General features: G+C 49.8%; 17 protein-coding genes. All 17 read left to right on the top strand.

Annotated features, from left to right (window positions below; translation table 11 throughout):
- The first annotated feature begins 20 nt into the window (after positions 1–20).
- Positions 21–773, top strand: coding sequence for a hypothetical protein (locus AC0YN0_RS12730; RefSeq protein WP_475821548.1), 753 nt, complete (start codon positions 21–23; stop codon positions 771–773).
- A gap of 286 nt (positions 774–1,059) precedes the next feature.
- Positions 1,060–2,538, top strand: a complete 1,479-nt coding sequence (gene spoIVA / locus AC0YN0_RS12735; RefSeq protein ID WP_337103478.1) for a stage IV sporulation protein A — start codon at positions 1,060–1,062, stop codon at positions 2,536–2,538.
- A gap of 304 nt (positions 2,539–2,842) precedes the next feature.
- Positions 2,843–3,118, top strand: coding sequence for an HU family DNA-binding protein (locus AC0YN0_RS12740; protein ID WP_307201611.1), 276 nt, complete (start codon positions 2,843–2,845; stop codon positions 3,116–3,118).
- 218 nt (positions 3,119–3,336) lie between these two features.
- Positions 3,337–3,558, top strand: a complete 222-nt coding sequence (gene mtrB / locus AC0YN0_RS12745) for a trp RNA-binding attenuation protein MtrB (RefSeq protein ID WP_442050399.1) — start codon at positions 3,337–3,339, stop codon at positions 3,556–3,558.
- A gap of 131 nt (positions 3,559–3,689) precedes the next feature.
- On the top strand, positions 3,690–4,265 hold the full coding sequence (locus AC0YN0_RS12750) for a hypothetical protein (protein WP_475821549.1): 576 nt from the start codon (positions 3,690–3,692) through the stop codon (positions 4,263–4,265).
- Positions 4,266–4,435: 170 nt separating this feature from the next.
- Positions 4,436–5,311: a heptaprenyl diphosphate synthase component 1 gene (locus tag AC0YN0_RS12755; protein WP_475821550.1), complete on the top strand. Its 876-nt coding sequence runs from the start codon at positions 4,436–4,438 to the stop codon at positions 5,309–5,311.
- An 8-nt stretch (positions 5,312–5,319) separates the two neighbouring features.
- Positions 5,320–6,036 carry a demethylmenaquinone methyltransferase gene (locus AC0YN0_RS12760; RefSeq protein ID WP_442050396.1) on the top strand — a complete coding sequence of 239 codons (717 nt, stop codon included), beginning with the start codon at positions 5,320–5,322 and terminating at the stop codon, positions 6,034–6,036.
- Positions 6,033–6,908, top strand: a complete 876-nt coding sequence (locus AC0YN0_RS12765; RefSeq protein WP_475821551.1) for a UbiA-like polyprenyltransferase — start codon at positions 6,033–6,035, stop codon at positions 6,906–6,908. Before AC0YN0_RS12760 ends, AC0YN0_RS12765 begins: the two co-directional genes overlap by 4 nt.
- On the top strand, positions 6,902–7,555 hold the full coding sequence (locus AC0YN0_RS12770; RefSeq protein WP_475821552.1) for a UbiX family flavin prenyltransferase: 654 nt from the start codon (positions 6,902–6,904) through the stop codon (positions 7,553–7,555). The genes AC0YN0_RS12765 and AC0YN0_RS12770 overlap by 7 nt, the downstream gene beginning before the upstream one ends.
- Entirely contained in the window at positions 7,545–8,393 is an 849-nt protein-coding gene (locus AC0YN0_RS12775; RefSeq protein WP_475821553.1) for a menaquinone biosynthesis protein, read from the top strand. Before AC0YN0_RS12770 ends, AC0YN0_RS12775 begins: the two co-directional genes overlap by 11 nt.
- A gap of 8 nt (positions 8,394–8,401) precedes the next feature.
- Positions 8,402–9,376, top strand: a complete 975-nt coding sequence (gene hepT / locus AC0YN0_RS12780; protein ID WP_475821554.1) for a heptaprenyl diphosphate synthase component II — start codon at positions 8,402–8,404, stop codon at positions 9,374–9,376.
- A gap of 31 nt (positions 9,377–9,407) precedes the next feature.
- The gene (gene ndk, locus AC0YN0_RS12785) at positions 9,408–9,851 is read left to right on the top strand and encodes a nucleoside-diphosphate kinase (protein WP_475821555.1); all 444 of its coding nucleotides are present in this window, start codon (positions 9,408–9,410) and stop codon (positions 9,849–9,851) included.
- A gap of 35 nt (positions 9,852–9,886) precedes the next feature.
- The gene (locus tag AC0YN0_RS12790; protein WP_475821556.1) at positions 9,887–10,666 is read left to right on the top strand and encodes a CheR family methyltransferase; all 780 of its coding nucleotides are present in this window, start codon (positions 9,887–9,889) and stop codon (positions 10,664–10,666) included.
- A 67-nt stretch (positions 10,667–10,733) separates the two neighbouring features.
- On the top strand, positions 10,734–10,910 hold the full coding sequence (locus AC0YN0_RS12795) for a hypothetical protein (RefSeq protein ID WP_442050465.1): 177 nt from the start codon (positions 10,734–10,736) through the stop codon (positions 10,908–10,910).
- A 288-nt stretch (positions 10,911–11,198) separates the two neighbouring features.
- A complete protein-coding gene (gene aroC / locus AC0YN0_RS12800) occupies positions 11,199–12,368 on the top strand; it encodes a chorismate synthase (protein WP_475821557.1) in 1,170 nt (389 codons plus the stop codon).
- Position 12,369: 1 nt separating this feature from the next.
- Positions 12,370–13,473, top strand: coding sequence for a 3-dehydroquinate synthase (gene aroB, locus AC0YN0_RS12805; protein ID WP_475821558.1), 1,104 nt, complete (start codon positions 12,370–12,372; stop codon positions 13,471–13,473).
- Positions 13,470–13,838, top strand: coding sequence for a chorismate mutase (gene aroH / locus AC0YN0_RS12810; protein WP_475821559.1), 369 nt, complete (start codon positions 13,470–13,472; stop codon positions 13,836–13,838). Before aroB ends, aroH begins: the two co-directional genes overlap by 4 nt.
- Positions 13,839–14,019: the final 181 nt, after the last annotated feature.

The raw sequence follows: 14,019 nt of genomic DNA on the forward strand, positions 1-14,019 counted from the left end.
TTGTTGCAGGAGGATTAACAATGGCTTTATTTACGAACAGAAGATTTGCGCAATATTTGCGTTTATTAGCTATAGTAACAGCAGTTAGTTTATTTGCTGCAACATTATCTGGCTGTATGTACCCCGATGATCAGCGCAAGCAGAATCAAGCGGCGCCGAAGGAAGCCATCCGCAACGTACAAGGGGCTATCGACCAATACAAGGACGAGACGGGCATGCTTCCAATCAAGAACAGCGATGCACAAACCCCAGTTTACGAGAAGTTTCTGATCGATTTTGCGAAGCTGCAGCGAACGGGCTACTTGAGCGATCTTCCTAGCGCGGCATTCGAGAAGGGCGGCAACTTCTATTTTCTCGTCATAGACGAGGAGACGAACCCGCGTGTGAAGCTGATGGATCTGGTCACCTATCAGAAGGTGAATGATATTCAGGGTTGGGTTAAAGCTTATGTGCAAAATGGCGGCGAGCTCCCTAAGGGCGAACAAATGTATCCAGGCTTCTATCAAATCGATTATAAATTGATGAACAAGACATCGCCTGTCATTCAAAGCGTATTCTCAGGACAATCCATTAACGCACTCGTAGACGAGGGCGGTGTTGTGTACGCCGATTATGGTATTGACATCATGCAGCTCATTCAGAAAAACGGCGACACGTCCATCGATGATAAGCTGGACCTGCGAACTTTGCTGGTCGACGATTCCGACTATGTTCCAGTCAAATCGCCCATCTACCACTATGTGAATGGCGAGCCGCAAGCGGCCAAGCCCTAATCGTTCCATCCAGGATAAGACCTCTGTCAGCCAATCCATGGCTTGCGGAGGTTTTTTTTGTATATCGATGTACTAGTGAAACTCGGCAGCTCATATAATTCAATCTTGGAAGGGATGTTGACCGACGAGGTGGTAAAAAAGATTTCAGGGAAGGAATCGTCATAAAAGGTAAGTCCCAACATAAGATGTTACTAGTCCAAAAAGTATGTACGAGTTGCGTCGCTGGCCTGCCCTCTTGTCCGGTGGATGGCGGCGAACCGGAAAATCAATTGGGAGGGGATATTCAGTGGAGAAAGTGGACATTTTCAAGGACATAGCCGAGAGAACTGGCGGGGATATTTACCTCGGTGTGGTTGGGGCAGTCCGGACGGGCAAATCAACGTTTATTAAACGGTTTATGGAGACGGTCGTGCTGCCGAACATCGCCAGCGAATCAGATCGTGCCAGAGCCGTGGACGAACTTCCTCAAAGCGCTGCGGGTAAAACGATTATGACAACAGAACCGAAGTTCGTGCCGAACCAAGCGGTACAACTGAAAGTAACCGACGGGCTCGAAGTAAATGTGAGATTGGTCGATTGCGTTGGTTACGCGGTTGAAGGTGCGAAGGGCTACGAGGACGAGAACGGTCCGCGGATGATTACAACTCCATGGTTCGATGAACCGATCCCGTTCCAGGAAGCAGCGGAGATCGGAACGCGCAAAGTCATTCAGGAGCATTCGACGCTTGGCGTCGTCGTAACGACGGACGGCTCAATCGCCGAAATACCGCGTAGCTCCTACGTGGTCGCCGAAGAGCGCGTCATCAATGAGCTGAAAGAAGTGGGTAAGCCTTTCGTGCTTATTATTAACTCAACTAGACCTCGCGGCGAAGAGGCGCTTCAATTGCGCAATGAGCTGCAATCGAAATACGATATTCCAGTTATGACGCTTAGCGTTGCGACAATGGGCGAGGAAGAGGTTATCTCGGTACTGCGCGAAGTGCTCTATGAATTCCCAGTGCACGAGGTTAACGTTAATCTTCCAAGCTGGGTCATGGTGCTGAATGATAACCACTGGCTGCGCAACAACTACGAAAGTTCGGTTCGTGATACGGTGAAGGATATTCGCCGTCTGCGCGATGTCGATCGAGTCGTTTCGCAGTTCATGGAATATGATTTTATCGCCAGAGCGGGCTTAAGCGGCATGAACATGGGTCAAGGCGTGGCGGAGATTGATCTGTATGCTCCTGACGAGCTGTATGACCGCATTTTGATGGAGGTTGTCGGCGTCGAGATTCGCGGCAAGGATCACTTGCTCCAGCTCATGCAGGACTTCTCGCATGCGAAGCGCGAGTATGACCGATTCGCCGAAGCGCTGGAGATGGTGAAGACGACGGGCTACGGCATCGCCGCTCCTACGCTGGCTGAGATGGCGCTCGATGAGCCGGAGCTGATCAGGCAAGGTTCTCGCTTCGGCGTTCGCTTGAAAGCGACTGCTCCGTCGATTCATATGATTCGCGTGGATGTAGAGTCCGAGTTCGCTCCGATTATCGGTACGGAGAAGCAGAGCGAGGAGCTTGTCCGTTACTTAATGCAAGATTTCGAGAACGACCCGATCAAGATTTGGGAGTCTGACATCTTCGGACGATCACTCCATTCGATCGTAAGGGAAGGCATTCAGGGCAAAATCGCGATGATGCCGGACAACGCGCGCTACAAGCTGCAAGAAACGCTTGGCCGTATCATCAACGAGGGCTCAGGCGGATTAATTGCTATCATTCTCTAAGGCGATCCAAAATACGTTTGCGAGGCCGCTTCCGAAAGTCGGGGAGCGGCCTTGCGATTTTGAATGGAAGAAATGCATTTACCTACTTGAAATTGCGAATCGGCTGTATTACTATAGGTTTGTTCGGTCAAAAGGTATATTTTTGAAGTTTTCCGTTAATAAGAGGGATAAGATATGTTTGATGCTTACGAAGCAGTTTGCTTCGCAAAACTAAGCGTATGCTTTCGAAGTAGTTTTGCTTCGCAAAACTAAGCGTATGCTTTCGAAGTAGTTTTGCTTCGCAAAACTTTAAGGAGGTGAAACCATGAACAAAACAGATTTGATTGCTAAAGTCGCTGAATTGACAGACCTGTCGAAGAAGGATGCAACCAAAGCGGTAGATGCCGTTTTTGATGCGATTTCCGATGCGCTGCAAAGCGGAGACAAAGTGCAACTGGTAGGATTCGGAAACTTTGAGGTGCGCGAGCGCCAAGCGAGAAAAGGACGCAATCCGCAAACGGGAGATCCGATCGAAATCGCTGCCAGCAAAATGCCTGCCTTCAAACCGGGCAAATCTCTCAAAGACCTTGTATCCAATTAAATAAGTTAAGGACGTACTCGTTACCTCCTTATCCGATACTTATTCGTTACGTATACGCCTGGGCGGTCTCGCCTAGGCGTATTCTCGTTCGTAGTGACAATTGAAACAAGCCGTATCATTGCACATTTGAGTCTCATCAACTATAATTCACTTGAAGAAAGTCTACATACTTTGTAAGCATTAAGAATTACGGAATTGATAGATGCGGAGGGAAGACGATGGAACCTACAGGCGGGGATTATATTGTAATCAAGGCTAAGGAGCAGGGCGTGAATGTCATCGGCCTGACTCGAGGGCAAGATACAAAATTTCATCATACGGAAAAGCTGGATCGGAATGAAGTATTGATTTGTCAGTTTACCGATCATACATCGGCAATCAAGATTCGCGGCAAAGCGATAGTGATGACGAAGTACGGTACGGTAGAAACAGACCAATAAGCAATGCGCGGAGCAGGCATAGCCTGCTTTTTTTCATGCGGAACAACAATAGCGGTTGAATAATCGGACAGACTTGCTCGTACAATGAATACATACGCATGATGTATGCAAGCCATAACGGGAGGTGTCCGATGCGAATCAGCAAACCGCTGTTAACCGCATGTTTAGCTACTATTGCGCTTACGCTGTTATTCTCAGCGCTTCCGCATCATATATGGAAAACCGCTAACGAGCGAGGGGAAGTCGCGGTATTCCACCCTGCACCTGTCGCACGCCTGTCCAATCAAAATTTGGTTGATGTGCTCATCAGCGCTCAATTGAACGAACGGATCAAAAAAGCCGACTGGCATAACGCGATCTTGACGATTGATCTTAAAGTCAACGCGGAAGAGGGGAGACCGGCCTCTTGGTTCTCCGATGTGGAGAAGCTGCTGCGCGTATCGTTCCTGCAATTGGAGAACGTGAAGCGCGTGCTAGTCAGGATCGTAGAAGACGCCCCGCAGGAGCCTAGGCTGTTAGCGGCCGTAGACGTACGTAGGACAGATAGCTGGCTGGATACAGAGCTTGATGCCTTGCGTTACGCGGATCCTGTTCATGATGAGCGATGGAGGAAGAGGCTGAGAGTTAGCTTTACTGCTGCGTGGGAAGAACGATTAGGCCGCGTTTCGAGTTATTCCATAGAGCGTGCGAAAGACACAGCTTATTAAATCTGCTTTGTTCAAGTACATATCACCGTCAAACGGTAAGTTGTAACCGCCAATCGACAGCGATTGTCGGTTACGTTTGTTGCAATCGTATGCTCTTTAAAAAAGTTGTGCTATAATAGTTTAGATTATTGAGCGGCGATTGTTGCGCTTCTCTGTTCGGAGGCTTCCCCATGAAATCGTATCGAATACCATCCATTGCAAGCAAATATACCGAATACGACATGATCCAGATTCATACGGATCTGCCTGCGCTTGCGCATCCTAGGCTGCAATTGCTTCATTCTTTCCTCATTCGGGGGCAAGTGTATGAGAAGCATAGCGAGCTGTATACGCTAGTCGCTTCGCTTGTTCAACTCGGAATGGATACCCATGATCGGATTAATAACGACGCTGATTCTTCGCGGCGTGCAGAGAATGAGATGCGTGCCAAGCAGCTTAAGGTGCTTGCAGGCGACTACTTCAGCAGTATTTTTTACCAATTGCTCGCGCAGGCAGGGCAAATAGAAATGATTGCGATTCTAAGTGAAGCAGTATGCGAAGTGAATCGTCTTAAGACGAATCTTTACATGAGAATGAAGCAAATGAAACTTACAGCGGACGATTATTTGAGCGGTATGTCACAGATTCGCAGCGAGCTGTTCCAGTCGTTCACAGCGTTGATGGATGTCGATCAGTCGCGAGCCTGGCAGGATCTGCTGGTTGCACTTACGCGTTGCGAGGTTATTCTAGAAGAGCTTGAGTGTTTGAATGACGTCTCGAATTTCGAGCATAGCTGGGCCTACTGGCATGTCATGCAAGACGGCACGGAGTCAGAACGCGCACTGTTGACGGAATCGCTAATCGATTCGGAACGCGTATACGAGCTCGTTAACAAATACGATATTCATGGTAAGCTGACGGCTAAGCTGAACTTAGCGGCTGAGATGGTACGTACGATTACTGCGAAGCTTGATCCGGATTTCATGAATAATGAGCCGATTCGGATCTTGGAAGAAATGCTGAACAGAGCGGCGGGCAGAACACCGGCCCTTCACGAGACGAGGTGAAAGACGAAATGGATGCGAACTCTAAGAGTCATGTTCATGGCGTATTCGAGCGTGTAGCGCCGAAGTACGATATGATGAATGACTTGATTAGCTTCCGCAGGCATAAGGCATGGCGGAAGTTTACGATGAAGAAGATGAACATGCAACCGGGGCAGACTGCAATCGATCTATGCTGCGGCACCTGCGATTGGACGATTGCGCTGGCCGAGGCAAGCGTATCGGGTGAAATTATTGGTCTTGATTTCAGCCAAAACATGCTCGATGTAGGCGCTGCGAAAGTGGACAAGCAAGGACTTAGCAAACAGATTAAGCTGGTACAAGGCAATGCGATGAGCTTGCCGTTCGAGGACAATCAATTCGATTATGCAACAATCGGCTTCGGACTTCGCAATTGTCCCGATTTCCTGCAAGTGCTGAAGGAAATGGAACGCGTTGTGAAGCCAGGAGGCATGGTCGTATGCTTGGAAGTTTCCAAGCCGACTTGGCAGCCGTTCAAAGCGATGTACAACTTGTACTTCGGTCAAATTTTGCCGTTAATGGGCAAGCTGGTGGCGAAACGATTCGATGAATACAAGTGGCTTCCGGAATCGCTTAAAGTGTTTCCAGATGCGAAGCAGCTCGTTAAGCTGTTCGAGAAGGCGGGCTTGCAAAGCGTGAACGCGTATCCGCTGACCGGCGGAGTTGCAGCGTTGCATATGGGGACAAAGGAGAAGAAGCGTCAATGATTCGCAAAATAGGCATTATTCTTGAAATGATCAAGTTTGAGCATACGATATTTGCTTTGCCGTTCGCCTTTATGGGAGCAATCTTGGGCGCTGTTGCAATGGAACAGCGTCTTCCTTCATGGGAAGAGATCGGTTGGATTACGCTTGCGATGTTCGGCGCGCGCAGCGCCGCTATGGGACTTAACCGCGTCATTGACAAGGCGATCGATCTTCGCAATCCGCGAACCGAGAAACGGGCGCTGCCAGCCGGATTATTGAAATCGGCAGAAGTCATTATTTTTATTGTTGTTTCACTCGTACTCATGTTCATCGCTGCGGCTAACTTGCAGCCGATTGCGCTGAAGCTCATGCCTATTGCGGTTGCACTGCTCGTTTTGTATTCGTATACGAAACGGTTTACTTGGCTGTGCCACCTTGTGCTTGGTTTCACAATCGGTTTGTCCCCGCTTGGCGCATGGGTAGCCGTAACGGGGCACTTCGATCCAGCGGCATGGCTGCTGTATGCGACTGTCGCGCTGTGGATTGCAGGGTTCGATATTGTTTACGCTACACAAGACTTCGAGTATGACCGTGGAGCAGGCTTGCATTCCATACCTGCGCGATTCGGTCTTGCCGGCGCGTTATGGTTTGCGCGTATTTTGCATATGGTGACCGCGATCGGCTTTATTATGCTATTCATGATGACGGAATTAAGCTGGGCGTACTTGGTTGGAACGATTGTGTCGATATCGCTGCTGTTCTACCAGCATTGGCTCGTGCGGCCTAATGATCTGTCACGCGTGCAGACTGCTTTCTTCGGTATGAACGGTACGCTTAGCGTCGTATTATTTGCTTTCACGATCTTCGATTTGTTGGTGCTTAAGCAATGGTAGCGTTAGATACGCCTTCAAGTCATAACTCGTCTCTCCGCAGGCGCAAATGGATTGTTGGCATTACGGGTGCAAGCGGTTCGATTTATGGCATTCGGCTCATTCAGGAGCTGATCGTCAGCGGTTTTGACGTGCATCTTGTCATTACGGAAGCGGGCTGGCGCGTATTGAAGGAAGAGCTAGGTTGGGAAACGACGCGCAGGCAAGCGGCTTTGGAAGCTTGCTTCGGAGCCAGTCTGACGGATGGAAGGCTTGTTTTTCATCCGAATGCAGACATTGGCGCCAGCATCGCAAGCGGCTCGTTCCGAGTAGAGGGCATGATGATCATGCCTTGCTCGATGGGGACGCTTGCTTCGATCGCTCACGGCATATCCGATGATTTGATGACGAGAGCGGCTGATGTTATGCTGAAGGAAGGCCGCAAACTGCTGATTGTGCCAAGAGAAACGCCGCTTCACGCGATTCATTTGGAAAATATGCTTACACTGGCCAAATTAGGGGTGCGTATCGTACCTGCTATGCCGGCTTTTTACTATAAACCGCAATCGATGGAGCAGATGATCGATTTCCTCGTAGGAAAAGTGCTCGATCAGGCAGATGTTGATCATGATTTGTATCGAAGATGGGGAGATGAGTACAATGGGCTATAATCGCCCAATTACCATCGGCACAATTGATTATGCGAATGCATGGCCGCTCTTTCATCAATTGGAGTCGTTCGCGGGCCATGTGAATTATGAGAGCATTTCCCGCTATCCTGCAGAGCTGAATCGCTTGCTGCAGGCGGGCGAGCTAGATATATCGGCCATATCCTCTTATTCCTATGGCTTACATTCGGAGAGCTATATGCTGCTTCCGCAATTATCCGTTGGATCGACTGGACCTGTCCATTCGATCCTGTTGTTCCTTAAAGAGCCGCTCGAATTGAAGCGGCCGTCTACGATTGCCGTCACGTCAACATCGGCAACGTCCGTTAATTTATTGAAAATTTTAATGGAAATGTATTATGAATGCTCGCCCACGTATGTAACGGCCGAGCCAAGACTTGAGGAAATGCTACGGGAAGCTGATGCGGCGTTATTGATCGGCGATCCTGCGATCCATGCTTCATGGAACGAACAAGGGCTGCATGTGATTGATCTTGGCCGTCTATGGAATGAGTGGACGGGACTCGGTATGACGTATGCGGTCGTTGCTGCGCGCAAGGATGTTATCCACTCGAATCCTGAAGCTGTACAAGCTGCATATGCTGCTATTCTTAAGTGTAAGCAGCATAACCAAAATCATCTAGAGCCGTTAATTCGGCAAGCCTGCAAGCAGCTCGGCGGAGACGCCGCTTATTGGGATATGTACTTTCATTCTCTGCAATATGATTTTGGCAGCAAGCTGCAAGAAGGTTTAGCCCTGTATTTCCGCTATGCGAAGCAGCTTGGACTGCTGGCGAGGGACGTCGAGTTTACTTTTTTTGAAGACCAATCTGCCCAATAGGTGAAAGAATGAAACTACTAGACTTGTATGCAAAGATGAAAGGCGATTTAAATCAAATCGAACAAGAACTGGAGCGCACCGTTACGACGGATCATGCGCTGCTTAGCGAAGCTTCGGTACATCTGCTCAAGGCAGGCGGCAAGCGAATTCGCCCCATATTCGTACTGCTCTCAGGTAAGTTCGGCAATTACAGCTTGGAAGTAATGAAGCATATCGCCGTTCCGCTGGAGCTCATTCATATGGCCTCCCTCGTGCATGACGATGTCATCGACGATGCGGAGACCAGGCGGGGTCGACTAACGGTCAAGTCCCAATGGGATAATCGTATTGCGATGTATACCGGCGATTATATATACGGCAAAGCGCTGACGCTTGCGACTAAGCTGACAAATCCGGTTATCCATCAAATCTTGTCCAAAGCGATGGTGCAGATGTGTGTAGGCGAGATGGAGCAAATACGCGACTTCTTCAACATGGAGCAGTCGGTGCGAGACTATTTCCTGCGTATACGGAGAAAAACAGCGCTGTTGATCGCGATCAGCTGCCAACTCGGTGCCGTAGCCGCAAGCGCAGACCGTGAAACGGCGAACAAATTGTACAGATTTGGGTATAATGTAGGTATGGCTTACCAAATTAGGGATGATCTGCTTGATCTTCTCGGTACGGAGAAGCAGATCGGCAAGCCGCCGGGCTCGGATATGAGGCAGGGAAATATTACACTGCCCGTCATACTGGCTCTGAAGGAAAAGCGTATTCAAGTAGCGCTGAGCCGCGAGCTTGTTCTTATCCGCGAGAGCGGCAGCGTATCGGATACGAGCCGCGCAATTGAAATGATTCGCAATAGCGACGGTGTCGCTCAAGCAGATCAGCTTGCGAGCCGATATATAAATAAAGCGCTGGCTGCTTTAGAAGGATTGCCGAACATTGCGGCGAAGAAAAACCTAGCCGACATTGCTCATTTCGTAGGCAAACGTAATTATTAAACCAAAGCGGTGCTGAAAGGACTGACTAGCCATGGAAAAAACATTTCTGATGATTAAGCCAGATGGCGTTCAACGCGGTTTGATCGGTGAAATCGTATCGAGACTCGAGAGAAAAGGACTACAGCTAGCTGCAGCCAAATTTATGATTATCCCTCGCGAGCTGGCGGAGATTCACTATGCCGAGCACAAAGGCAAAGTGTTCTATGAGCCGTTGCTTGACTTCATCACATCGGGCCCTGTATTCGCCATGGTATGGCAAGGGGATAATGTCATCGCATTGTCACGCGCGCTTATAGGCAAGACCGATGCGCTCGACGCAGCGCCAGGAACGATTCGTTCCGACTTTGCCGTACATACGAACTTCAATCTCATTCACGGTTCCGACTCTGCCGAGAATGCGATCCGTGAAATGGGAATCTTCTTCAAGCCAAATGAGATTGTCGATTACGAACATACAATTCAGCGGTGGGTGTAGTTAAAGCCTAGTTGCCGCTTGCAGCGGAGGGACTTATGCTCGACGATCGTGATTTCTCGTTGTTTGTTACTCGCATAAAGCAGAAGACAGACATCGATCTATCGCAATATAAAGAAGCCCAAATGAAGCGCAGATTGACGACGCTGCGGATGAAGCACGGATATGCGACCTTCGAGGAGTACTGGAAAGCAATCGAGCAGAATCGCAGCATGCTCAATGAGTTTCTCGATCGGATGACGATCAACGTCTCCGAGTTTTGGCGCAACCCTTCACGCTGGGATGTGCTTCAAAATCGATTTTTCCCTGAAATGCTTAAGAACAATGCAAGGCTGAAAGTATGGAGTGCCGCATGTTCGACGGGTGAAGAGCCTTACACGCTAGCTATGATGCTCTCAGAGCTGGGGGCAATCGGCAAGACAAGCCTGCTGGCTACCGATCTGGACAGCAATGTTCTGAAGAAGGCGATGGAGGGCAGCTACCTGGAGCGTTCGCTGCGCGATGTGCCGCCGGCTTGCAGGCAAAAATATTTCAAGCAGCAGGACGGAGCATATCTCATCTCGGATCAACTGAAGCAATTCATTCAGTTCAAACAGCAAAATCTGCTGCATGATACGTTTGACAGCTCGTTCGACCTGATTGTATGCCGCAATGTTATGATTTATTTTACCGAGGAAGCCAAGCACTTATTGTATCATAAATTTGCAAAAGCACTGAAACCGGGTGGTCTGCTGTTCGTCGGCAGCACGGAGCAAATCTTCTCCCCGGCGCAATACGGCTTCGAAACGGCGGATACATTCTTCTACCGGCGCGTTTAACTTTTGAGATCATGTATACCGTTTTCCATCTTCTCCAATACTAATCATAATCGGAGCGATTTGGAGGTTGATGAGAAGAGTGGACAAGCGCAAAGTAATCGCTGCTTATCGGCGAGGCTTGATATCGATTCAAGAGTGCGCGCAAATCATCGGCGTTGACAGCGGCCAAATGGTCCGGCTTGTTGATGACCCGCGGCTTATGCCTGAGGCTGTGCTACAGCGGTCGAAGCAGATGATTAGATGAATATCAACTCATGATCGTTTAGCAGCAGTGAAGAGAAAACTGGCAACACGCTTGATAGACAAGCATGTTGCCAGTTTTTTTGCGTCCATTTTTCTTTATTTCGGTTGCTTTTGTCCGATACTGCGTTGACGCTTTAAATCTTTGTTGAAATATTGCCTTTGAGGCCTGTCAATTTCTTGTCAAACCTTATGGGCTGTACTATAATGAGCAAAGATGTTGAGGCTCATGCGAGATAGAGTTATAGACGAGCAAGTGCAAAAATGCTTGCTTTGAAGGAGGAGCTTGGTCTTGAGTTTACGTTATTTGACAGCGGGAGAAACCCACGGTCCACAATTAACCGCAATTATTGAAGGACTTCCAAGCAATTTGAAAATCGACTTTGAGGAACTTAACTTTCAACTCCATCGCCGCCAGAAGGGTCATGGGCGCGGTCGCCGCATGCAGATCGAGAAGGATACTGCGAACATTGTGGGCGGCGTACGCCACGGCAAGACAACCGGGGCGCCGGTAGCGCTCGTCGTTGAGAACAACGACTGGAAGCACTGGACGAGCGTGATGAATATCGAGCCGATCGAAGGCAGCGATGAAGAGAAGCGCCGTGTACATAGACCGCGGCCAGGTCATGCCGACCTGAACGGCGGATTGAAATACAACTTGAAGGATTTGCGCAACGTGCTGGAACGTTCAAGCGCGCGCGAGACGGCGGCACGAGTTGCCGTGGGCGCTGTTGCTCGTCAGCTGTTGGCTGAATTCGGCATTAAGGTTGCCGGACATGTCATTCGCATCGGCGAGATTGAAGCGCCAGCTAACGATCTCTCGGTCGACGAGCTGATCCGATTGACGGAGGAATCGTCCGTACGCGTTGTGGATAAGGAAACGGAAGAGAAGATGACTGCTTATATCGATCAGATAAAAGCGGAAGGCGATTCCATTGGCGGTATCGTCGAGTGTATTATCGAAGGCGTGCCTATCGGACTTGGCAGCCATGTGCAATACGACCGCAAGCTTGACGGTCGCATTGCGCAAGCAGTCGTATCGATCAACGCGTTCAAAGGCTGCGAGATCGGCATCGGCTTTGAAGCGGCTAAGCTTCGCGGCTCGCAGGTACATGATGAAATCATGTACAACGAGGAGCGCGGCTATCATCGCGCAACTAACCGTCTTGGCGGATTCGAGGGCGGCATGACCAATGGCGAGCAGATCGTTGTTCGCGGCGTCATGAAGCCGATTCCTACTTTATACAAGCCGCTTCGCAGCGTAGACATTGATACGAAAGAGCCGTTCACTGCGCAAGTGGAGCGTTCGGACAGCTGTGCCGTGCCTGCGGCGAGTGTCGTTATGGAGCATGTCGTCGCATGGGAAGTCGCGAAGGCGTTCCTGGAGAAATTCGGCGGCGATTCCATTGAAGAGATTCGCGCCAATGTTAACAGCTATCAAGCGCAATTGGAGCGTTACTAATATGAGAGAACTTACGGTTGAATTAGGTGAACGTTCTTATCCGATCTATATTGGAGAAGGTCTGATTGGCGAGGCTTCCTCCTATTTCATCAAGCATGGCATCAGCAAGAAATCACCGCTTATGATCATCACCGACGAGCATGTCGCCAGTCGTCATCTTGCGGCTCTAGAGCAATCCTTGAAAGATGGGGGCTTCAGCGTGGTCAGTGCGGTCGTTGAGGCAGGCGAGAGCTCCAAGTCGCTGGCTATGCTCGGCATGCTGGTCGGGAAAGCGCTTGAAGCGTGTCTTGATCGTAATTCGGCGATCGTAGCGCTCGGCGGCGGCGTTGTCGGCGATCTAGCTGGCTTCGTAGCAGCATCATATATGCGAGGCGTTAAGTTTGTACAAGTGCCAACGACGATTCTAGCGCATGACAGCAGCGTAGGCGGCAAAGTTGCGGTTAATCATCCGCTTGCCAAAAACATTATCGGAGCTTTCCATCAACCGGAGCTTGTCCTTTACGATCTGCAAACGCTGCAGACGCTTCCTCCGAGAGAGGTAAGCGCCGGCTTGTCTGAAGTCGTCAAGCATGGATTTATCTGGGATGCCGATTTCGTAGAATGGTGCGAGGCGAATGCAGAGAAGCTGCTGGCGCTAGATCCCGATACGCTTGGCTATGCGTTGTACAAAGGCAGCAGCGTGAAAGCAGCGGTCGTATCGAAGGATGAACGCGAGAACGATCTGCGGGCGATATTGAATCTTGGCCATACGATCGGCCACGCATTGGAAGCCGTTGCAGGGTACGGAGAGTTGCTTCATGGCGAAGCGATTTCGATCGGCATGATCGGATCGGCCAAGCTTGGGTTGAAATACGGTGCTGACGAAGAAGTGTACACGACGACGAAGCGGGTGTTGTCCGCATGCGGCCTGCCGGTTCGACTTCCGGAGCATTATGACGTTGACGCGATTATGGATGCGATGATGCATGACAAGAAGTTCAAGGAAGGTACGATGGTATTCGTCGTCCCGACAGCCATTGGCAAAGTCGATATCGTGAAGGACGTTCCCGTAGCATGGGTGCGTGAGATCGTTGAACAACTGAAACAGGAGGCAGAGCTGCAATGAGCGTAAGAGGTATTCGAGGTGCGATAACGGTCGAGATTAACGACAAACAACAGGTGCTGGATGCAACATTAGAGCTGCTTCACACCATGATAGCCGAGAATGGTATCGTTCCGGACGATGTTTGCAGTATTTTCATAACGGTAACGAATGATTTGGATGAAGCGTTCCCTGCCAAAGCGATTCGCGAAACGAGCGGGTGGGAGCTAGTGCCGCTGATGTGCGCGCTTGAGGTTCCGGTGAAGGGAAGTCTAGAGAAGTGCATACGCTTCATGCTCCTTATCAATACGGACAAAGGCCTGGCAGACATTAAGCATGTCTATTTAGGCGGAGCCAGCGTGCTTCGTCCTGACCTATCGCAGTCGTAAAGAAGAGCTGCTGAAGCGTCAAATAATCTTTAATGTACGGCATATTCATCGGTTGACGGGAAGTCGTAAGTTGTTGTATATTGAAGATCGTAAGTGAGAATAGTCAGAGCAGGTTTTACAGTTGAGCCTAGATGAGTCGAGCCCAGTTAAGAGCAGGTTAGAGAAGAGCGTCCCGAGGGGA

It is taken from the genome of Paenibacillus sp. J22P218 (genome assembly GCF_056269195.1).

What these genes read in the sequence shown, in the direction of transcription:
- AC0YN0_RS12730 (WP_475821548.1), top strand. Translation starts at nt 21, where the DNA reads ATGGCTTTATTTACGAACAGAAGATTTGCGCAATATTTGCGTTTATTA.
- AC0YN0_RS12740 (WP_307201611.1), top strand. Translation starts at nt 2,843, where the DNA reads ATGAACAAAACAGATTTGATTGCTAAAGTCGCTGAATTGACAGACCTG.
- mtrB (WP_442050399.1), top strand. Translation starts at nt 3,337, where the DNA reads ATGGAACCTACAGGCGGGGATTATATTGTAATCAAGGCTAAGGAGCAG.
- AC0YN0_RS12750 (WP_475821549.1), top strand. Translation starts at nt 3,690, where the DNA reads ATGCGAATCAGCAAACCGCTGTTAACCGCATGTTTAGCTACTATTGCG.
- AC0YN0_RS12755 (WP_475821550.1), top strand. Translation starts at nt 4,436, where the DNA reads ATGAAATCGTATCGAATACCATCCATTGCAAGCAAATATACCGAATAC.
- AC0YN0_RS12760 (WP_442050396.1), top strand. Translation starts at nt 5,320, where the DNA reads ATGGATGCGAACTCTAAGAGTCATGTTCATGGCGTATTCGAGCGTGTA.
- AC0YN0_RS12765 (WP_475821551.1), top strand. Translation starts at nt 6,033, where the DNA reads ATGATTCGCAAAATAGGCATTATTCTTGAAATGATCAAGTTTGAGCAT.
- AC0YN0_RS12770 (WP_475821552.1), top strand. Translation starts at nt 6,902, where the DNA reads ATGGTAGCGTTAGATACGCCTTCAAGTCATAACTCGTCTCTCCGCAGG.
- AC0YN0_RS12775 (WP_475821553.1), top strand. Translation starts at nt 7,545, where the DNA reads ATGGGCTATAATCGCCCAATTACCATCGGCACAATTGATTATGCGAAT.
- hepT (WP_475821554.1), top strand. Translation starts at nt 8,402, where the DNA reads ATGAAACTACTAGACTTGTATGCAAAGATGAAAGGCGATTTAAATCAA.
- ndk (WP_475821555.1), top strand. Translation starts at nt 9,408, where the DNA reads ATGGAAAAAACATTTCTGATGATTAAGCCAGATGGCGTTCAACGCGGT.
- AC0YN0_RS12790 (WP_475821556.1), top strand. Translation starts at nt 9,887, where the DNA reads ATGCTCGACGATCGTGATTTCTCGTTGTTTGTTACTCGCATAAAGCAG.
- aroB (WP_475821558.1), top strand. Translation starts at nt 12,370, where the DNA reads ATGAGAGAACTTACGGTTGAATTAGGTGAACGTTCTTATCCGATCTAT.
- aroH (WP_475821559.1), top strand. Translation starts at nt 13,470, where the DNA reads ATGAGCGTAAGAGGTATTCGAGGTGCGATAACGGTCGAGATTAACGAC.